Annotated in this window: 18 protein-coding genes and 1 pseudogene; all 19 read left to right on the top strand. The window is 52.3% G+C overall.

Annotation, left to right across the window (positions count from 1 at the left end; genetic code table 11):
- Window positions 1-35 precede the first annotated feature (35 nt).
- The 19 genes and pseudogenes from AC2LB6_RS18450 to AC2LB6_RS18360 all read left to right on the top strand — a co-directional run bounded on the left by AC2LB6_RS18450 (window position 36) and on the right by AC2LB6_RS18360 (window position 20,352).
- On the top strand, window positions 36-251 hold the full coding sequence (locus AC2LB6_RS18450) for a hypothetical protein (RefSeq protein WP_490094598.1): 216 nt from the start codon (window positions 36-38) through the stop codon (window positions 249-251).
- A gap of 206 nt (window positions 252-457) precedes the next feature.
- Window positions 458-664: a hypothetical protein gene (locus AC2LB6_RS18445; protein WP_490094597.1), complete on the top strand. Its 207-nt coding sequence runs from the start codon at window positions 458-460 to the stop codon at window positions 662-664.
- 168 nt (window positions 665-832) lie between these two features.
- Window positions 833-1,924: an ADP-ribosylarginine hydrolase Tri1 gene (gene tri1 / locus AC2LB6_RS18440; protein ID WP_490094596.1), complete on the top strand. Its 1,092-nt coding sequence runs from the start codon at window positions 833-835 to the stop codon at window positions 1,922-1,924.
- A 247-nt stretch (window positions 1,925-2,171) separates the two neighbouring features.
- Window positions 2,172-2,555 carry a hypothetical protein gene (locus AC2LB6_RS18435; RefSeq protein ID WP_490094595.1) on the top strand — a complete coding sequence of 128 codons (384 nt, stop codon included), beginning with the start codon at window positions 2,172-2,174 and terminating at the stop codon, window positions 2,553-2,555.
- 128 nt (window positions 2,556-2,683) lie between these two features.
- The gene (locus AC2LB6_RS18430; RefSeq protein WP_490094594.1) at window positions 2,684-2,884 is read left to right on the top strand and encodes a hypothetical protein; all 201 of its coding nucleotides are present in this window, start codon (window positions 2,684-2,686) and stop codon (window positions 2,882-2,884) included.
- Window positions 2,885-3,616: 732 nt separating this feature from the next.
- A pseudogene (locus AC2LB6_RS18425) lies at window positions 3,617-4,062 on the top strand (hypothetical protein).
- Between the two features lie 447 nt (window positions 4,063-4,509).
- Window positions 4,510-4,896, top strand: coding sequence for a hypothetical protein (locus tag AC2LB6_RS18420; RefSeq protein WP_490094593.1), 387 nt, complete (start codon window positions 4,510-4,512; stop codon window positions 4,894-4,896).
- 551 nt (window positions 4,897-5,447) lie between these two features.
- Entirely contained in the window at window positions 5,448-6,533 is a 1,086-nt protein-coding gene (gene tri1, locus AC2LB6_RS18415; protein ID WP_490094592.1) for an ADP-ribosylarginine hydrolase Tri1, read from the top strand.
- A 359-nt stretch (window positions 6,534-6,892) separates the two neighbouring features.
- A complete protein-coding gene (gene dgcN, locus AC2LB6_RS18410) occupies window positions 6,893-7,900 on the top strand; it encodes an N-acetyltransferase DgcN (RefSeq protein ID WP_490094591.1) in 1,008 nt (335 codons plus the stop codon).
- Window position 7,901: 1 nt separating this feature from the next.
- A complete protein-coding gene (gene dgcA / locus AC2LB6_RS18405) occupies window positions 7,902-8,867 on the top strand; it encodes an N-acetyl-D-Glu racemase DgcA (RefSeq protein ID WP_490094590.1) in 966 nt (321 codons plus the stop codon).
- 15 nt (window positions 8,868-8,882) lie between these two features.
- Window positions 8,883-10,748 (top strand): ABC transporter ATP-binding protein, encoded by a 1,866-nt coding sequence (locus AC2LB6_RS18400; RefSeq protein ID WP_490094589.1) that lies wholly within the window; start codon window positions 8,883-8,885, stop codon window positions 10,746-10,748.
- Window positions 10,749-10,770: 22 nt separating this feature from the next.
- A complete protein-coding gene (locus tag AC2LB6_RS18395) occupies window positions 10,771-12,312 on the top strand; it encodes a glutathione ABC transporter substrate-binding protein (RefSeq protein WP_490094588.1) in 1,542 nt (513 codons plus the stop codon).
- Window positions 12,313-12,393: 81 nt separating this feature from the next.
- Window positions 12,394-13,326, top strand: coding sequence for an ABC transporter permease (locus AC2LB6_RS18390; protein ID WP_490094587.1), 933 nt, complete (start codon window positions 12,394-12,396; stop codon window positions 13,324-13,326).
- Entirely contained in the window at window positions 13,323-14,207 is an 885-nt protein-coding gene (locus tag AC2LB6_RS18385) for an ABC transporter permease subunit (protein WP_490094586.1), read from the top strand. The genes AC2LB6_RS18390 and AC2LB6_RS18385 overlap by 4 nt, the downstream gene beginning before the upstream one ends.
- Window positions 14,208-14,209: 2 nt before the next feature.
- Window positions 14,210-15,253: a DmpA family aminopeptidase gene (locus AC2LB6_RS18380; protein ID WP_490094585.1), complete on the top strand. Its 1,044-nt coding sequence runs from the start codon at window positions 14,210-14,212 to the stop codon at window positions 15,251-15,253.
- Window positions 15,250-16,071, top strand: a complete 822-nt coding sequence (locus AC2LB6_RS18375; protein ID WP_490094584.1) for a M55 family metallopeptidase — start codon at window positions 15,250-15,252, stop codon at window positions 16,069-16,071. The genes AC2LB6_RS18380 and AC2LB6_RS18375 overlap by 4 nt, the downstream gene beginning before the upstream one ends.
- A 135-nt stretch (window positions 16,072-16,206) precedes the next feature.
- Window positions 16,207-17,115 carry a LysR family transcriptional regulator gene (locus AC2LB6_RS18370; protein WP_090961951.1) on the top strand — a complete coding sequence of 303 codons (909 nt, stop codon included), beginning with the start codon at window positions 16,207-16,209 and terminating at the stop codon, window positions 17,113-17,115.
- 197 nt (window positions 17,116-17,312) lie between these two features.
- A complete protein-coding gene (locus tag AC2LB6_RS18365) occupies window positions 17,313-19,115 on the top strand; it encodes a hypothetical protein (RefSeq protein WP_490094583.1) in 1,803 nt (600 codons plus the stop codon).
- Window positions 19,116-19,293: 178 nt separating this feature from the next.
- A complete protein-coding gene (locus tag AC2LB6_RS18360; RefSeq protein ID WP_490094582.1) occupies window positions 19,294-20,352 on the top strand; it encodes a transglycosylase SLT domain-containing protein in 1,059 nt (352 codons plus the stop codon).
- Window positions 20,353-20,393: the final 41 nt, after the last annotated feature.

Here is a 20,393-nt window from a genome sequence, read left to right as displayed (position 1 = left end):
GCAATTTTGCAAACAGAACTATTTAAGAGAAAGGTTTGAGCGAGACTCTATTTAGTGACTATGGTATTGATATCTTAGTAAGAGATGGGATTTTCTATATCCGATATGATGATGGCGGTTTAGTCAGTAAGGAGATTGAGTCTAAAATAAGTAAGGACGAAGCGCTCAAAGCTCAACGCAGCCCGGGTGATGCTACTGAAATCATTTTGTTAACCCAGGCCAGAGATGGTATTAACATTGAAAAATTTTAGGCGGACTATCCGGGACTGATTGTGTGAGTTTTGCCAGAAACATTTCCTGTGCTTCTGCTCTTAATGAATCCCTCATAAACTCTTTCAGCAATCCATGGCTATAAATGTCCAACGCCATAGAAAATGATACTGACAAGGCCAGATAAATAATCAGAAAGGCCGTATTTATCATTATGAAATTTATTGACCACTCAGAAGTAAATACGATGACTCAGCAAGCGTTAAGAGAGTACCTGTTTTATTTAATCAATAAATATGTGCCGGAAAGCAATAGAAGTGATTTCTTCGAATGTCTTCTAAGAGATGATGTCCCTGTAAAAGGGATTCTGGCAAACCTGAACGAGGTAAAAGATATCACTCTGGATGAAAAAGATGAAGATTTATTAAGAGAAATCTATTTTAATTTTTGCTAAAAAAAGCTATGGATCAGGCGTTACAGCTATCTTTGTTTCATAGACGTATTAGAGCGAAATCGGCTGCATGATGATGGCCGGATTCCACACCAACACCAGGTCAGCGAGGGGAGACTGTCTGGGCCTGCTGCAACTGAAGCTGGTTCATTTAAAACGGAGAGTGATTTTATGATAGATCTCAGAGCTGACGAAGACGAAATTTTGGTTTATGCAAAACGTTACGCCCATTTAATTCCACCCGTTTCGCGTCAGCTGATGAACAGGATGTCCTATAACCCTGTACCAATGCCAGAAACGCCAGAAGACAGGCAAAAGCCGAAATGGATGTACTCTCAGCCTCAAAAGATCTCTGATGTACAGGCCTTGGACAAAGCGCAGGGTGCCCTGATGGGACTTGCGGCAGGAGACGCGATTGGTTCAACTCTGGCGTTTGTACCGCGCGATAAAGCCCATGTAGACGATATGGTTGGCATGGGTCCTTTCAACCTGAAACCCGGTGAATGGACTGATAACACCTCAATGGCACTTTGTCTGGCTGAAACTTACATTGAGAGCCATAGGTGTGACACGACGCTGTTCCGTCAAAAGCTACTCAGCTGGTACAGAAACGGGACGAATAGCTCAAAGGGTGTCTGCTTCAACATAGGTAACACAACCCGCGTTGCGCTAGAGCAATTTGAACGACACGGACCCACCTGGATGGGTAATAATTCACCAGATACCGCAGGAAATGCAGCTCTGGTCCGACTCGCACCCACCGCGATTTTCACGAGAAAATCATTTGTTGATGCTCTGCGTGACGCAAAACAACAAAGTAACGCAACGCATCGCGCGGCTGAGTCCATAAGCTGTTGCCGTTTCTTCATCTTAATATTTCATTACCTTTTGAATGGTTACAGTAAAACTGAGAGCCTGGCGCCGCATCTCATGGGATCATCATTACGTGTTCTTCTGATCAACGCCGGTGAATATAAAGAAAAATACCGGGATCAAATACGATCTTCTGCCTATGTTATCGATACCCTGGAAGCCGCCTTATGGGCAGTCTGGCACACAGACAATTTCAAAGATGCTGTCTTGCTGGCGGCAAATCTGGGTGATGATGCAGCCAGCATAGCGGCTGCCGCTGGTCAGCTCGCGGGGGCGCTATATGGTCTGTCAGGCATTCCGGAGGCGTGGGTGGAGAAACTAGCGCATAAAGAGAGGATTCTTTCATTGTCGAAGCAGCTTTTTGAAATGGCACCCGAAGAAAAAGATTGAAGTCATCGCGCAACATGCTCGTCGGGTATGGGTCAGGTAGATCTGCCCTGAATAGCGACCTGACGCTGTTGACCATAGAGGATATTCAACAGATAAGTATTGATCACCCTCTGTCTAAAATACGACTGTTCTGACAGAGCTGGTTAACTCTATCAAAAAAGTGAATTCATGAGGCCCATCCCCGGTTCATATTTCTGGCAGGTGCGCTGATTAGTGGAGTCGCAACAGACCCGGGAGGTGTAGCAATATGGATGATCTAAGCTATCTGCTCTCAGCGATGCCAGCAAAAAGAGAGGATTGGTCTCAGTGTTTGAGTGAGATCCTTCTTTCTCATAGCCTGGAAATCGGTGTTTCTTATAATGAATCGCTAAGTTTATTATTATCCAAATATCGAAGCAGAATGCGGTCAACTGAAATTGATATCAGTGATACCCTGGGCCTGAATGCCCTAATTAAGTGTTTAGCAGCCCTTGAAGATAACGTTAAAGTCATTGTTTTCCCTTTAAGAAATAGGGTTGTGTCTGGTGATTGCTTCATAGTCGGTGATGAAATTATTGGTTGTGCTTTCATTAAACGTGGCCATGGTCGTTCTAAAGAAGGGCTTTGGATAGAGGGAAAAAAGTTGTGTTGAAAGGCGCTAAAGAAAAAGCTAATACAATTAAAAAACCTTTCTTTGTGACCGCGAAAATTTTAATCTCACAATGACATTCTTTCTGACGTGAAAATGTAAATACCTTTCCTGAGAGAGTAAAGCAGGATATGAGCGAGGGAATTTTGATTCACGTGAGGAAAGGCGACTATGCGATTCTCGAAACACAAGAGGGTTATGTCGTCAGTTTTTTATTTCCCAATGCCTGCATGAACGTTCACTTTGATATGAGCAGGGATTTTAAGCTGGATATATCAGGGCTGATTCAGTCAGGTAATTTTAAAGCACTTGATGATTGGCTCAGGATATAAGAAGGGATTATGTCTCATTTCAACGATATGAAACTGTACAGGTAAGCGTTGCAGGATGACGGGTGATGAGTAAAATGAAATTAGCAATGAGACCCTGGGATTTCACATTATATCGGTGTGGCAACGATAAGTATGTACTCAAGGTCATTTTCATTGAGGGAGATTACAAAGTCGACGTTGAAAGATTTTTTATTGTCACTGACTCACTATTGAACGCAGAAGACCTGGTGAGTACGTGCGAGAGGTTATCAGCAAATATCAGGATGTCTTACGAAGATCATGTTAACAGCGAAATAAGTAAGCGTGATTTTTATTTGCTCTGAAAGTGATTTTCAGGGCGGGCACCGTTTTTAATTCCAGCGTTTTGCTACGGCCAGAATAGTAACGACCGGGGACTCCCATTTTAGGGAGTGAAATAATAACAGCGTGTCAGAGTCTGTACAGATTCGATGAAACTTATTTTCATTTAACTCCTATTAAAGGCATTGATGTAGAGATATCGCTGACGATTAAATTTCTTCAGGCAGGTAGTGATGAGATTGTTTAGTAGTTTGATTTTTTTTATTATTTTCTCAGGTGCCGCTATGGCTTCTGAAAATGCACAACCTTTGTCTCAGTATGAAAGCTTAGCTAAAATTTCAGCTATCTAAATTTAGTGGCCTGTCGTTGAGGTGATAAGGGCAGGGTTATAATCATATCTCAATCTGTAATAACAAAGACGAGTTTTTAAACATGAGCTTAAAATACGCAATGGGAGAGCTGGCTTTTAATGATTCGTTGATTCTAACCCCAAAAATAACTAAGCATGAGTTAATGTCAATTCCTGGTTTCGTCTGGGAGCCATGGCCAGATAATGGCGGGGACACAGTTTCATACAGAAGTATTTTTCCAATTAAAAAAATAATAGTGGCGATATTTATTTGGTTGTCATTTTTTTTGACTCCGTGAACTCAGACGCCTTAATAACGCGCTGGAGTTTTGCACCAGCAAAATTGTTGATGGGTGAGCAAAAAAGCCTTACTGGGGACGTAACTCAAAGGTTAAAACGTTGGTTTAAGGAACAAGCGAGAAGTTCATTACCTTTAAATGGTGTTTGGGGCAGTATCGATGTAGCTTATGACGTTTATAACAGAACGGCTACAATCAATTGTCACTATCGTTCAGGTTCCGGGAAGTAAATTTAATAAAAATAGTTATTATTAATGACGATGCAGGATATAAGGCGTGATTGCGAGTGCTGCTAAATTCATGATTAAGTTAAAATGAAGGTTGATATATTTTTAAAGCCAGCAGTTTAATTTTCCTGATTATTCAGGGTAGCTAAGCTATCTTCTGAGTTAACTAAAGATATCTCTTATTCTCTTGAATATCTTATAAATACAGGTGAGATGCTCATCAGGCTGAACTTTTATGTTGATCAAATATTGAGTGAGCCGGATATATATAGCATTGAGGTTGTTAAATTAGCCTCTGGCTTACAATCCGATCTTATAAAGATCCTCTGCTGATCATGATCCTAAGGGATCCAACTAGTGAACATGATTATTACGCCCCTTTGTCGCTGGGCTGGTTGTACCTAGTATTTAACGCTCAAAGCTTTTAAGAGGGATAAAGAGGGAGTTGCTATGACTGAAAATAGTCCAGACGAAATGCTTTTGGATGCTCTGGCGCCAGATTTGGTACGTCAGTATATTGATTTTAAAAATATAAATGGTTTGTTTTCAAGGGGCAATGCGACGGGCAGAGCAAAGGAGGAAATTGATATTCATCTCAGTTGCGTCAAGAATATGGGTGGCGAGGTTATAGGGAGCGTCTCGCTAAAAGAACACCTTAGTCTCTATCAGGGAAGCTATGTGTATATTTTAGCTGGTTGTGACAGGTACTATGGTTTTGAACTCTATCTCAATGATAAGCAGACTGAGGTTCTGGGCGTTATGATCGTCAGGCTGAGAAATAAAAGTGTAGATGAAATTCAATGGGAAAAGGAGAGGTTAGGCATTAAGTACCCCTGAGTTTTATTAAATAATCAGGTTTTTGGTACATCAACCAGGATTCTGGATGGATCATATACCCGTCAGGGCTGAAGCAAAGTCTGGACGCCTGACAGGATGCGGTTGATATCGGTGCAGTGAGGGGGCCTGGAGGAAAAGTGAATAATCTCCTGGCGTTAACAGATTGAGAAAACTGAGATTTACACGTACATCAGCATGGAAAGTTTTAATCATTACATAATGACAATCTGTTGGCGCAATTGAAAATGTGTCTTCCCGAGAGAAAACAAGCTGAAATGATGTTGTTGAATCTCTTAAACAGAACCTTAAAAAATCAGGCTGATATATCCCTGCTAATGGATTTAGCAACAAAAAATGAGTACTCAATTCCAATGAAGGGCATCAGGTACAAATTTGACAGCATGGAGAAACAGCCACTTACACAAGATGACTGGAATGATATGGATACGCTAATGCACTATTTTGGTCCTTAGCGTTTGCTAAGCAACAGAGAGAAACGACTAAGAAACGTTGTAGCGCTTTACCACCACGCAATTGAAAAAGGAGTTTGTATGATAGATCTAAGATTGTCAGAATCTGAACTTAGAACATACGCAAGTAAGTATGCGAATTTGCTGCCTGAGTTATCACCTCAACTCATCAACCGGATGGCTTATGAACATCAGCCGATGCCTGATGAAAAACCAGTGAAACCTGAGTGGATGTATACGCTGAAACAACGCATTTCTGACGTTGAAGCCTTAGATAAAGCCAAAGGTTTACTCATTGGACTTGCTGTTGGTGATGCAGTGGGTACCACTCTGGAATTCCAGACTCGCGACAGTTCTCACATTTACGATATGGTGGGCGGTGGTCCTTTCAATCTCAAGGCCGGAGAGTGGACCGATGACACCTCAATGGCACTGTGTCTGGCAGAAACGTATATTGAAAAGAAAAGCTGTGACCATTATCTATTCAGGGAAAAATTAATCGCCTGGTATAAAACGGGGCATAATAGCGCTAATGGAATCTGTTTTGATATTGGTAATGCTACTCGCTATGCTCTGGAAAAGGTCATCGAGCATGGTCCTGCTTGGATAGGTAATAACAGCCCTGACACCGCAGGGAATGCTGCATTGATTCGTCATGCCCCTGTAGCAATATTCAGGCGCAAGTCATTTATTGATGGCTGGCGTGATGCCAGCATTCAAAGTGAAGCTACACATTGTGCACCAGAGTCAATTGATAGCTGCAGATACTTCAATACTATTCTGCATTATCTGCTAAATGGTTATGGGAAAAGTGAATCATTAGCGCCTCATAAGATGTCTTTACTGGTAAGGCTTCTAATCATCAATGCCGGTGAATATAAAGAAAAGCATCGTGATCAAATTCGCTCTTCTGGTTATGTCATAGACACCCTTGAGGCCGCATTGTGGGCCGTCTGGCATACAAACAATTTCAAAGATGCCATTTTGCTGGCGGCAAATCTTGCTGATGACGCTGACAGCGTGGCAGCCACCGCAGGCCAGTTAGCGGGCGCATTGTATGGTTTGTCAGGCATCCCTCAGGAATGGGTTGATAAAATAGTCGATAAAGACAGAATCCTTTCGATGGCAGAAGAGCTGTTTCACCTCGCACCGGAAGAAACGGATTAATGTCGACATCCTGTACTTCAGGTAGCGGATTTTTTGTTGCCCTTATATAACCCGGCAGGGTCGCTGGCATTCGTCATAAATGCTCTCATCAGCGGCCCGGCGTTAGTTACTCCGCAAGCCATTTCCTCCTCTTGCCAATATCCATCCCACCTGCCTGAACACAATCTTTTTCCTATGACCCACCCCTTCTTTTACTCCATTCCCTGTCCCAACCCCCCCGAAAAACCCACCAACTATCACTATTAACTCTGACTATAACCTGCCGTTATACCCTCCTGCTAAACAAGCATTCGTCACCTTTCAGAACGCATGAAATAGTGGTTTCAGAACCTGATCTTTTGGCTGAAACGAGAGACAACATGCTAATCCCACAACCCTATTTACTCTTTCTTGGCGATGTTACCGATCCCCTTGCGGCAAAAACGGCGCGCGGTATTCATATCTGGCGGCCGGAGCAGTGCGTTGGCGAAATTAAACTGCCGGGTTGCACGGTCAGTCTGGGTCTGGATGAACTGGATATTACCAGCGCCAGAGCGCGTGGCGCGAAGACGCTGGTGCTTGGCACGGCCAATGCCGGGGGCTATCTGCCAGCGCACTGGCTGGAAACGATTAAAAGTGCCATTAAAGCAGGCATGAATGTTGCGAGTGGTCTGCACCACCGACTGGTGGACGAACTGGAACTGGTGACGCTTGCACAGTCTTCGGGGGTTGAGCTTTTTGACCTGCGTCATATGCGTCCAGCGCTAAGCGTAGGTAGCGGTAAGAAGCGTTCAGGTAAGCGGATACTGACCGTGGGTACGGACTGCTCAGTGGGCAAAATGTATACCTCTCTGGCGCTGGAAGCAGCGATGCATGCGCGCGGTATGAAAGCCGATTTTCGCGCCACGGGGCAGACCGGGATTCTGGTCGCAGGGGAGGGCATTGCTGTGGATGCGGTCATCGCTGATTTTATTGCCGGTGCAGCAGAAGCACTGTCACCGGCGAATGACGAGGACCACTGGGATATCGTTGAAGGTCAGGGCTCACTGTTCCATCCCTCCTATGCGGGCGTGAGTATGGGGCTGATGCACGGTGCGCAACCACACTGGCTGGTTATGTGCCATGAAATGGGACGACCTCACATGCGTCATTTGCCACACCAGCCCATGGTCAGCTTGCAGGCGTGCGTTGAAGCCAATCTGCGTGCCGCGCAGGTGACCAGTGAGTCCGTTCAGCTGGCTGGCTTTGCTATCAACACCTCCAATTACAGTGAAGAAGAGGCGCTCGCTTATTGCGCCGAAATCAGCGCTGAGTTTGGCTTACCGGCCACAGATCCGGTGCGTTTTGGTATTGATGAGATCGCCGCACTGCTTCAGGAGCGTGGCTGAAATGAGACAGTTGCAGATTGATGTGGTGGAACTGCCGCTGGCGCGACCCTTTGCTATCGCACGCGGTACCCGTACCGCCGTGACGGTTATCCGGGTCACGCTGGAGCAGGCGGGTTTCATCGGGCAGGGCGAATGTACCCCGACGGCCCGCTACGATGAGACCCCGGATAGCGTTCAGGCCATGCTCGACGCGGTTCGTACTGAGGTAGAGTCGGGCCTGAGCCGCCATGAACTGCAACACCGGTTACCCGCCGGTTCAGCACGCAACGTGCTGGACTGTGCGCTGTGGCGACTGGATGCCGCACGGGCTAATCAGACGCTGTGGCAAAAAAGCACCTGCTCTCAGCCAGCGTCAGTCGTGACCGCAGAAACCCTTAGCCTGGATACGCAGGAGTTTATGGCTCTCGCGGCGGCGGATGCCGTGTCACGGGGTGCCAGCCTGCTCAAAATTAAGCTCGACCGTCATGCGATTCTGGAAAAAGTGGCGGCGATTCGCGCAGCGGCACCGCATGCCACGCTCATTATCGATGCCAATGAAGCCTGGTCGGGGCTGGACCTTGAAAGCCTGCTGGTGGCACTCAAGGCCTTCAATATTGTGATGGTGGAGCAGCCCCTTCCCGCCGGACAGGACCATGACCTGCAACGCTTTAAGCATCCCATACCGGTCTGTGCCGATGAGAGTTGCCATACGCGGGCAGATATTGCCGGATTACGCGATCGATACGAGATGGTCAACATCAAGCTGGATAAGTGCGGCGGCCTGACCGAAGCGCTGGCGATGGTGGATGAAGCCCGGACGCTCAATATGCGCATCATGGTCGGTTGCATGCTGGGCTCGTCACTGGCCATGGAGGCCGCATTGCCCGTCGCGGTTAACGCTGAGTTCGTCGATCTGGATGGGCCCATCTGGCTTGCCGCCGACAGCTCTCCTTTTTTGAGCTATTTCCAGGGCCGTATCTGGCTATAACTGTGCGAGGCGACGATGACGGACACACTACGTACTTCCCCTGCAAGCCGCGCTGCCTCGCCATCTCCCGTGCTGGCAATTCAGGATCTTAGCGTCTCGTTTCATGGACGCAGCGGTGAAAATCAGGCACTCAAAGGCATCAGTTTTGCCATTAATCCGGGTGAAATTGTCGCCGTCGTGGGTGAAAGCGGATCGGGTAAATCTGTCACGTCGCTGGCGGTGATGGGCCTCCTGGCAAACAACGGCCGTGTCGATCGCGGCAGCATGCAGTTTTGCGACCGGAGCGGAAAAGTGCATGCGTTAGAAACGCTGGATGACGCTCAGCGCCGCACACTGCGTGGCCGTGAAATGGCGATGATCTTTCAGGAGCCCATGACCTCGCTGAATCCGGTGCTGCGTATTGATGATCAACTCACCGAGGCATTACGCGATCACCATCTGTGCGACAGAAAGCAGGCCCATGCGCGCGTGCGTGAATTGCTGCGGCAGGTGCGTATCGCCGATGTGGATCGCGTCATGAAAAGCTATCCGCACTCGCTGTCAGGCGGCATGCGGCAGCGTGTGATGATTGCGCAGGCCCTTGCCTGTGATCCGCAACTCCTGATTGCTGATGAGCCTACCACGGCGCTGGATGTCACCGTGCAGGCGCGCATTCTTCATATTCTGCGTGACCTGCAACGCGAGAAACAGATGGCGGTGCTGTTTATTACCCATGATATGGGCGTGGTAGCTGAAATCGCCGATCGCGTGGTGGTCATGCTGCGTGGCGAGGTGGTAGAGCAGGGAACCGTGTCTGAGATTTTTGCCGCCCCGCAGCACGCTTATACCCAGGCGTTACTGGCGGCAGTGCCAAAACTCGGCGATATGCGGGAAAACGCGTGGCCGCAACGTTTCCCTCTGCCGGGTGCGCGCGAGGCTGTACAAAGCGAACAGCAAACCGCTCGCTATGACGTAGCGCCGCTGCTGGATGTTCGCGGCCTGAAAGTCTATTACCCGATTCGCAGCGGCATCTTATCGAGCCTTACGCATCATGTGCATGCGGTTGAGCAGGTTGATTTCAGTCTGTGGCCAGGTGAAACCCTGGCGATCGTAGGTGAAAGCGGCTGCGGCAAATCGACAACCGGACGGGCGCTGATGCGCCTCATCAACAGTGAAGCTGAAAGTATTCATTTTGAAGGAAAGGAAATCTCTGACCTGAAAGAGGCAGCATTCCAGCCGCTCCGCCGTGAAATTCAGATGGTGTTTCAGGATCCCTATGCGTCACTGAATCCGCGCCTGACAGTGGGGTTCACCATTGCCGAGCCATTACTGTTACATGGCATGGTCTCTTCGCTTGAACAGGCTTCCCCACAGATTGATGCGCTGCTGAAAAGCGTCGGTCTCCTGCCAGAGCACGCGCGTCGTTATCCGCACGAATTTTCTGGCGGTCAGCGTCAGCGTATTGCCATTGCCCGCGCCATGGCGCTGAAACCGAAAGTGATTATTGCGGATGAAGCGGTATCGGCTCTGGATGTCTCGATTCAGGCGCAGGTGGTGAACCTGATGATGGACCTGCAGCAGCAAACGGGCGTGGCATGGATTTTCATCTCTCACGATATGGCGGTCGTCGAGCGTATTGCTAATCGCGTCGCGGTGATGTACCTCGGCCAGATTGTGGAGCTTGGACCGCGCCAGTCGGTCTTTAATCAGCCGCAACATCCCTATACCCAACGTCTGCTGGCCTCCGTGCCGGTAGCCGATCCAGAGAACCGTCAGCCCCGACTTTTCGATGACAGCGAAATTCCCTCGCCGTTGCGTAAGGTGGGCGAAACGGTCACTAAACCCCGTTATCGCCAGGTTGCGCCCCATCACTGGGTCGCTGACGGCATTGCATTGCAGTAATCCTCAACGACCAGGAGAATGTATGAAAACGCTGTTTCGCCGTACTTCGCTAGCCCTCGCATTGACGACGACGCTGGTCATGACTGCGCAGGCACAGGATCTGCGCATTTCAATGTATGCCGATATCACGGGGCTGGATCCGCACGATACCTCAGATAATGTCAGCTACTCGGTTCAGAGCGGCATCTTTGAGCGCCTGTTCCAGTTTGATCCTCAGATGAAGCTACAGCCCTGGCTGGCGACAGGGTATACCTCCAATGACAGTGCCACCGAATTTACGCTGACGCTGCGCAAAGGCGTCACTTTCCAGGACGGTACGCCTTTTGATGCCGAAGCCGTCAAAGCGAACCTTGATCGTCTGGCAGATCAGAAAAAAGGACTGAAGCGTAACAGCCTCTACAAAATGATTGATAAGGTCACGGTGCTGGCACCCTACCAGGTAAAAATCGATCTGAATCAGTCGTTCGGGGCCTTTATCAACACGCTGGCGCATCCTTCCGCAGTGATGTGGAGCCCATCCATTCTTAAGCAATATCCGGACGAAGCGCAGTTGCGACTGCATCCGGTGGGAACCGGTCCGTTTAAATTTATTAACTGGACACCGGGCAAAGCGGTCACACTGGCGAAATATGACGGTTACTGGCAGCAGGGATGGCCTAAAGTCGACCATGTGATCTTCTCGCCGAGTCCGGAAGATGCGACACGCGTCGCCGCATTAAAATCGGGGCAGGTGGATGCCATCTGGCCATTACCTTCAGACCTGATCGCGGCCGTGAAGCAGGACAGCCATCTCTCCATTCAGCGCGATCCGAGCATTTATCTTTACTACATGGCGATCAACACGCAGCACAAGCCGCTGGCGGATGTTCGGGTGCGTCAGGCCATCAACTATGCGATTGACCGTAATCTGTGGCTGAAGGTGGCCTTTGCCGGTCTGGGTAAACCGGCCACCTCCGCGATACCGGAAGGCGTGCAGTTCTATGAGAAACAAGGCGATCCTGATTACCGTTATGCGCCGGATAAGGCCAAAGCCTTGCTGAAAGCGGCGGGCTATCCGGAGGGGCTGGACCTTAAGCTCTGGGTGACCAACGCCACGGCCAGCGTCCGTGCCGCTCAGGTGCTGAAAGCGCAACTGGCCACGGCAGGCATTCGGGCCACGGTAACCCCGATGGATTCCGGCACGCGCAACGCTAAATTGTGGGGCGTACAGGACCCGAAAAAGGCGGAGTTTGACCTCTATTATGGCGGCTGGTCGACCTCAACAGGCGATGCTGACTGGGCGCTGCGTCCGCTGTTTGCCACCGAATCCTGGGTGCCGACCTCGTATAACGTCTCCTACTTTAGTCATCCTGATGCAGACAAAGCGATTGCTGCCGGGCTGGCGACGGCCGATCCGGCAAAGCGTGGCATCGCCTATGCACAGGCGCAAAAGGTGTTGTGGAAAGAAGCACCGGTGGCGTTTCTTGGCACGCCAGACAATCTGGTGGGCAAGCGCAACACCCTGAGCGGCGTTTCGATGCTGCCTGATGGCAATTTGCTGTTCACTCAGGCGTCCTTTAAATAAGACTGTTCCTCTTCCTTGTCCCCTGTCCGGAACGGGTGAGGGACGTGAGGAGGCCAGTCACACCACATTTCAGGGAATGGCATGTTTGCATACATCATTCGCCGATTGCTGGAGATGATCCCGGTTTTGCTGGTGGTCTCGTTGCTGGTTTTCGGTTTTATCAAGCTCATGCCGGGCGACCCGGCGCGCATTTATGCCGGACCGGATGCACCCATTGAGGCCGTCGAAGCGGCGCGTCAGCATCTCGGCCTTAACGATCCGCTGCCGCAGCAGTATCTCCACTGGATCGGCAGCCTGTTGCAGGGCGATCTGGGCACCACATATCGCACCCAGCAACCGGTGCGGGAGGTGATCAGGCAGGGCTTTATGCCGACGCTGTGGCTCGCCTTAGCGGGTTTCACCTGGTCCGTCATTCTCGGTTTGTTATTCGGCGTTATGGCTGCACTGAAACGTGGACGATGGCAGGACTGGACGCTGATGAGCGTGGCGGTGGGCGGTATTTCGATGCCAGCCTTCTGGCTGGGGCTGTTGCTCATCCAGTTCGTCGCGATGCCATTTGGACTGTTTTCGGTCAGCGGCTTTAATCAGGCCAGCGATATTGTCCTGCCCGCTATTACGCTGGGTTCGTCGGTTGCGGCGGTCATGGCGCGCTTTACCCGTTCGGCCTTTCTTGAGGTGGCGCAGGAAGATTACGTGCGTACCGCAAAAGCCAAAGGGCTGCGTAACCGCCTGGTGACGTGGAAACATGTGATGCGCAATGCGCTCATCCCGGTGATTACCATGCTGGGCTTGCAGTTCGGGTTTCTGCTGGGCGGATCCATCGTGGTGGAGAGTGTTTTCAACTGGCCAGGGTTAGGCTGGTTATTGATAGAGTCGATCAAAGCGCAGGATCAGCCGGTTATTCAGGCGCTGGTGATGCTGTTCGTGTTCGAATTTATTGTGATTAATTTGCTGGTCGATCTGCTTTACGCGGTGGTCAATCCGGCCATTCGTCTGCGACAGGAGCCAAAATGAGTATTCAATCGCTGACTGAAAACCCGCCTCAGATCATTCGTTCGCCGTGGCGCGATTTCCTGCATGCCTTTGTGCGTAATCCTCTGGCGCTGGTCTCAGGCGGCTTTGTGCTGTTGTTAATTGTGGTGGCGATCTTTGCGCCCTGGCTGGCGCCCTGGGACCCCATGGCGCCAGACTGGATGGCGTTATCGTCGCCGCCAACGGCGGCACACTGGATGGGGACCGACGAACTGGGGCGCGACCTGCTCAGTCGCATTATCTATGGCGCGCGTATCTCGCTCTATATCGGCGTGCTGTCGGTGACGATCGGCATGCTGGTCGGGGTTATGCTGGGGTTACTGGCGGGCTATTACGGCGGTTGGGTCGATATGCTGATCATGCGCGGTGCCGACGTCTTATTCGCGTTTCCTGGCATGTTGCTGGCCATTGCGGTGGTGGCGCTGCTGGGGACGGGCCTGAACAATGTCATTATCGCGGTCGCGATATTCAGCATACCGGTATTTGCCCGCATCGTGCGGGCTTCGACGCTCTCTCTGAAGCAGGCTGCCTATGTTGAAGCCGTTCGCTGTGCCGGTGCGCCAGACAGAGTGATTATTCTGCGGCATGTTCTGCCCGGCACGCTCTCCAGCGTGATTGTCTATTTCACCATGCGCATTGGTACCAGTATTCTGACAGCGGCGGGCCTGAGTTTTATCGGACTGGGTCCGGAGCCAGACGTGCCAGAATGGGGCAATATTCTGGCGATGAGCCGCAGCATGATGATGGCCGGATCGTGGCACATGAGCGTATTTCCAGGGCTGGCGATCTTTATTACCGTGCTGGCATTCAATCTGCTTGGCGATGCGTTGCGCGACACGCTCGATCCCAAACTCAAGGGCTGACGATGGATTTCCAACAATTGCAGCGCGACCTGCTGCTGGATCGCTGGCGTGACCTGCGTCAGCTTGGGCAGCCACGAAGCCCATGCGGACCCACTAATCGAATCAGTGATGTTGCGGGCGTGCGTGTCGGACATGACACGCTGAATGAAGGCGAAAAGCAGACTGGCGTAACCGCCGTCATACCGCCGGGTGATAATCTGTTTCTCACGCCGCTGCCGTGTGGGGTTGAAGTGCTGAACGGCTTCGCGAAACCCATCGGACTGGTTCAGATAGAGGAACTTGGCGTGCTTCAGACGCCAATTCTGCTCAGTAACACGCTGGCAGTTGGCACGCTGTTTACCGCGCTGGTGCGGGATGCCATCCGTCGTAACCCGGAACTGGGAAGAACGTTGCCCACGGTCAACCCGCTGGTACTGGAGTGCAACGATGGCTGGCTGAATGATATCCAGGCGCTGGCCATTAATGAGGCGATGGCGCAGGCGGCGCTGCTGACGGCCTCAGCCGACTTCGCGCGCGGCAGCGTCGGCGCGGGACGCGGGATGAGCTGTTTCAGCCTGAAAGGAGGCATTGGAACCGCCTCACGCCTTATTCCTTCACTCAACGCCACGCTTGGCGTGCTGGTACTGGCCAATTTCGGCGCGCTGGAGGCCTTAACGCTCGATGGCGTCCGGGCTGGCGAGATGATTGCGCCGCTGCTGGCCGGAGAGGCGCCGCAGCGTGATGCCGGTTCTGTCATCATCATCATGGCGACGGATGCACCACTGGACGCACGTCAGTTGAAACGCATCGCGAAGCGAGCCGGTGCCGGTCTTGGACGGCTGGGCAGTTACTGGGGCCACGGCTCGGGCGATATCGCGGTGGCCTTTTCAACACAACCTTTGCCGCAACCGCCACAGGACGACACGCTGGAGCCGCTGCTTGCTGCAGCGGCAGATGCAACTGAACAGGCTGTACTGGATGCCTTGTTGAGCGCAGAGGCTGTTACCGGCTTTCGCGGTCATCATCGCCCTTCACTGACTCAGATTCTGGATAGATTAACCTCATGAAAATTTTTATCTCGGCCGACATTGAAGGTATCGCGGGGGTCATGCGCCCGGAGCAATGTACCCCCGGCCACCCGGAACATCAGCTGGCCCGTGGTCTGATGGAGCAGGAAGTGAATGCCGCGATTGAAGGGGCATTTGCAGGTGGGGCAACCGAAGTGGTGGTTGCAGACAGCCATGCTCAGATGACCAATTTGCGTGCGGAAAATATGGATCCCCGCGCCCGACTGGTGCAGGGCAAACCCCGCTGCCTGTCGATGGTGGAGGGGATAGAACAGCAGACGTTCGACGGGCTGTTTCTGGTGGGATTTCACAGCGCAGCAGGTGAATCCGGCGTCCTGGCGCATACCATTAACGGTCGGGCATTCTGGCGTATCCATATCAATGGTCTGGTGATGGGCGAAACCGATATCTATGCGGCCGCCGCGGCTGAACACGGCACGCCATTGCTGCTGGTCACCGGTGACGATCAGTTACAGAACTGGATAGCGGAACACTACTCAGCGGTCGATTACGTCTGTGTAAAGCGCGCCATTTCGCATACCTGCGCGGAATCGATCAGCCCACAAGCGGCACAGCGTGCGATCGCTGCCGCGGCAAGTGCCGCACTGCAACATCGCCCTCAGGTGAGCTCGACCCGCCTGACGGCGCCTTACACTATGCGGCTTCAGGCCACTAAACCGGTGCTGGCCGATCTGTTCAGTCTGATCCCCGGCGTCACGCGCCTTGATGCCGTTAGCGTGGCTTATCAGGCGGAGAAGATGGAGACGTTAGTCAGCTTACTCAGTGCCTTCTCCTATCTGGCGAGTACTCAGTCGTAGCAACTTTATACCGGGACTGCCTGCACCGGTTTGCGGTACAGTTTTTGCAGCAGGATAATGATGGCTCTCACCCCTCGCCGGTGCAGCCTGTCGGAGAAGCCTCCGTGTCCGGTATTCCATCCAGGGTAAATCATCATGCGGCTCCGCCATATAGAGGTCTTTCAGGCCATCGTACAGACCGGCAGCATCAGCGCAGCGGCGCGCCTGCTGAATGTGTCGCAGCCGAATATCAGCCGTGTGCTGAATCATGCTGAACAGCAGCTGGGATTTGCGCTCTTTGAGCGACGGCTACAGGGAATGAGTGTGACGGCAGAAGGGCGACGCCTGCTGCCTGAAATAGAAGACCTCTGCCAGCGTCTGCAATCTATTACCCAGCTCACCGAACAACTGCGGCGTGGCGAAGGGCAATTAGTCCGCGTCGGGGCGGCTCACGCTTTTGGTCAGATGGTGATGGCGCCTGCCCTGGTCACCTGGCGGCAACAGATGGCCTCGGTCAGTGTGGAACTGGTCACCGAGCACTTCAGTACCCTATGCCAGATGATTCTGGATAATCAGCTCGATTTCGCGCTGGTCTTCGGTCAGCAGGTCGATGCGGATCTCCTGGCTGAGCCTCTGTTCCAGTCCTCCATGGTGGCGCTGCTACCCCTCACTCATCCCCGGCATGAACCCGTTACGCTGGCGTGGTTGTGCAACAATAATTTACTGATGATGCAGGCTCAGGATCCGCTTGGGCGCGTACTTCACCGTGCGCTGCGCGATAAAAAACTGAATCCCGCCGTGTCGTTGTCGATTAAAACCTATTCGGTCATTGCGGATATGGTGCTGGCAGGCGGCGGCACGGGCGTCGTGGATCTCTTCACCGCCTGTCGCTATGCCGAACAGCTAAAGCTGCTGCCAATAGCGCAGCCCCTGCCGTTTGAAGTGATGCTGATCAGCCGCCGTGACCAGCCACAGTCGCAGTCCACACTGCAACTTAAGCAGGTCATCCGTAACAGACTGTGGGAGATCGCCCGGCAGTGTGAAGCGCAGTTTATCCGTGGCTGAACACGCGCCGCGCTTCACCGCTACCCATCCGACTATTTTGTGAGGTGCATCACAAAATTTTAAGAATTTCGTTCTGATGTGCAACCAGGCTCGCTTGCGCATCACTCAACCCTGACGCTGCGGGGTGAGTTGCTCATTTCGCAAGTTATCAACTGACCGGCTACTGATAACCGGCACAACCTGGCGGAGTGAGAATTATGGATGGAATTAGAAGTCACGGGCGCACACCCACACCTGGACACGAGGATATTGCCCTGCGTTCACGCACTACCGCGTCGACCAGCGCAGCTGCGGGCGTAAATCCTGCCGACGCAGCCCGGATCGAGGAGATCGCACGTATTCAGCACACCCTGGAAAATGAATCTACCGGTGGCGCAGAGGTTCGCGAACACATGCATGAGGTCGCTGTCACTCTGCATGATGAAATGGGGCAGTCTGCAGATGATGTAAGAAGTGTGATTAAAAGCGCTCGCCAAAGCGATAAAGGAACATCCGCACTCGCCGAGGCCGCCATAGGGATGGCTTATGGGCTTTCCGGCTTGCCGGGTGATCTGGCGGGTAAGGCGCTGGCACACCAGCTAAATCTGGAGCCAGGCACGCAGGCACACGATTTTGTTACTGGCCTGACCGGGGGACTGACGGCGGTAGCTTTCAAGGCCGTCGTTTCCAAACTTGTTGATAACAGCCTCAAAGATGGGAAATGGATGCAGGCTGACAAGGAGGCACTCCAGCCATTTATGCAGGAGGTCATGAAAAGGCACGACAGCCTGGGGCATAAAGTGCAGCAGGCGGGGCTGGGAGGGACAGGTTATAATCTGCGCAACCCGGTGACTGCAGCGATTTCAGCAGGTACGCAGAAACTCGCAGAAAACGCGCCGCGTGCGCAACCGATGAAAATTTTAGAAGCTGCCGGAAAAGCAGGGTATCTCATCAATCAGGCAGCAGGTTTGGTCTTTACTACCGGGGCCGGAGCGGCGAGTGGGGTCGCGCAGAACCATTTCGACCATTTGCACGGTGCGGAATATTTATTTGGCCGTAATGACTGGAAGGAGCGGTATGAGGCATTAGCCAGCGGGCGTAAGCATAGCGCTGACGGTGGCCGGTTTGATGCCCTGGCCAATAACGTTAAAACGCCAAAAACCTGGCTCAATGCCCTGAGGAACCTCGTCGCGCTCTCCCAGTTGGTAGAAGGCTTTGCTTTGGGTGGAGGACTGGGGCTGGCAAATATGTCGAAAAGCGGAGCGAGTAAGGCTATCGCGTCGTCTATGGCCAAAGGGCTGGGCAGTGTTGACGATGTTATGAAAAACCCCACTAACCGCATGATTCGCGAACTTGCAGGCCAGGGTGCCTACATCCCGGTGGCGGCGGGGGCCTATTTTTCACAAGGGGCAGCTGCAATTGCCTATGATGAGCTGAAAAAAGCAGTGAAAAACAAACTGGGGCTAAATGACGAAAGCAGCACAAGTTCCTCATCATCCAGCAATACGGACACAACCGACGGCGATGCCCCGATAAGTTCAGGGGCCAGAACGCCTGCCGGCACGCCAGCACCCAGTGTCGGTACCGAGGCGAGAACGCCTGACGGCACGCCAGCACCCAGCACCGGTACCCCGACGAAAGGGCCGTCAGAAGAAGGCGAATCGGACAGCGACAGCGTACGTTCGCATAACTCTGGCCCATTACGTCATACCCCGCCTGAGCGTTCATCTGAGATGCGTGCCGCGGGTGATAACCATGCATGGTGGCACGCGTTCCCGGGCCTGGCGAATATCAAAAGCCCACAGCCTGAGAACTTAACCAGGGCTGAAGCTGAAACCATCGTTGCAGTCCTTGAAGCTGAAGCAGAGAAGATGAGCGAGCGCATTGCCGAGATGATACCGCTGCCGGACTCCTTACCGACATCATCCGCATCATCAGTGGCATCCGGATCTTCTGCGTCATCAGAAGCCGCAGGGCCTGCAGGATCGCCAGAACCTGAAGAAACGAAAAAAGCCTCCTGATGCCACACCTTAAAAGCCGCAGCGATGCGGCTTTTTTTTACGCCTGAAATTGCTCTGTCTCACGTTCCGCCCGGAACTCCCGCCTCGCGCTTTCCACTCAATCATACCCCCGGTCACAGTGGGAGAGGCGTCAGTCTGGCTGGCGCGAACGATGACGCTTTATTGAGAGGAGAGAAGAATGAATATCTCGTCAGGTTCGGCTTTCGGGCCGATACAGTCGCAAATGCCTGATTTTAGTGCGCTTGATGAAAAAAATTTAGCCTCGCTTAGCCCGTCAGATTCTGGCGACAGTGGTCAGGCAATTAACTTTGGCAATAATGCCATGAGCGGCACGGATTTCAGTAGCCTCACCACCACGCCCGACAGTGTGAGCAACAGGGATCCGATGCAGATGCAGGGGCTGATGCAGCAACGGGGGCCGCAAATAGAGGCATTGCTGCAACTGTTATTAATGTTGCAACAGCTTTTCTCTGGTCAGCAGCAAAATAACAGCGCAGGAGCAGGAGCAGGAGCAGGAGCCGGGAGTGGTGGCGGTGCTGATATGACGGGGACCTCAGCAGAAGAGGGGACTTCCCTCACCACACCGGTTAACGCCGCCATGCAGCAGCCTGTTAACCCGCAGGATGCCGCTTCTGCTCAGCAACCGCTACCGGCCAGTACAATGCCACAGCCGGGTACGGCTTCTGATGCTGCACTGAACACGCCTGCCGGGCAGACGCCGACATCCGGCGGGGTACCGCTGATAAAAGGCGAGTCGGGGCTGCATTTACCTGGCCCGCTATTAGATCATGAGCAGGCTATACTGCGTGCCGCGAAAGAGAGTAACCAGGCGCCTGAGGTGCTGGCAGGGCAAATCTGGCAGGAGTCACGCGGAAAAACAGAGGCGACCACCGTTAACGGCGGTAATGGGCTTTCCGACAGCGGCCTGATGCAGGTTAATTCAAACACTTTCGCCGATCTGCAAAGCAGATACCCGCATCTGCTGGGGCCAGATGCCAGCCCATCCAGTCCTGAAGACAGCATCATGGCTGGTGCGCTCTATCTGAAAGAGCAGCGGGAGACTTTTGGGGGCGATCTCGGAGCCGGGCTGCGAGGCTATAACTCAGGGCCGGGTAATGTGAATGTCAACGATCTGACGGATATCTCGAAAACCGGAACCGGCGATCCAACCTATGTCGGCAAAGTTCTCAACTTTGCCGACATTATCTCCAGCGGCAAAGGCGCGTTACCTGCGTAACGGGCAAAAAAAGTCCCTGTACCGGGTACAGGGACAAACAT

The sequence above is a fragment of the Pantoea sp. RCC30.1 genome, from assembly GCF_058148845.1.
The sequence above is the reverse complement of the archived record's forward strand: the minus strand, read 5'-3'. Positions and strand labels throughout refer to the sequence as shown.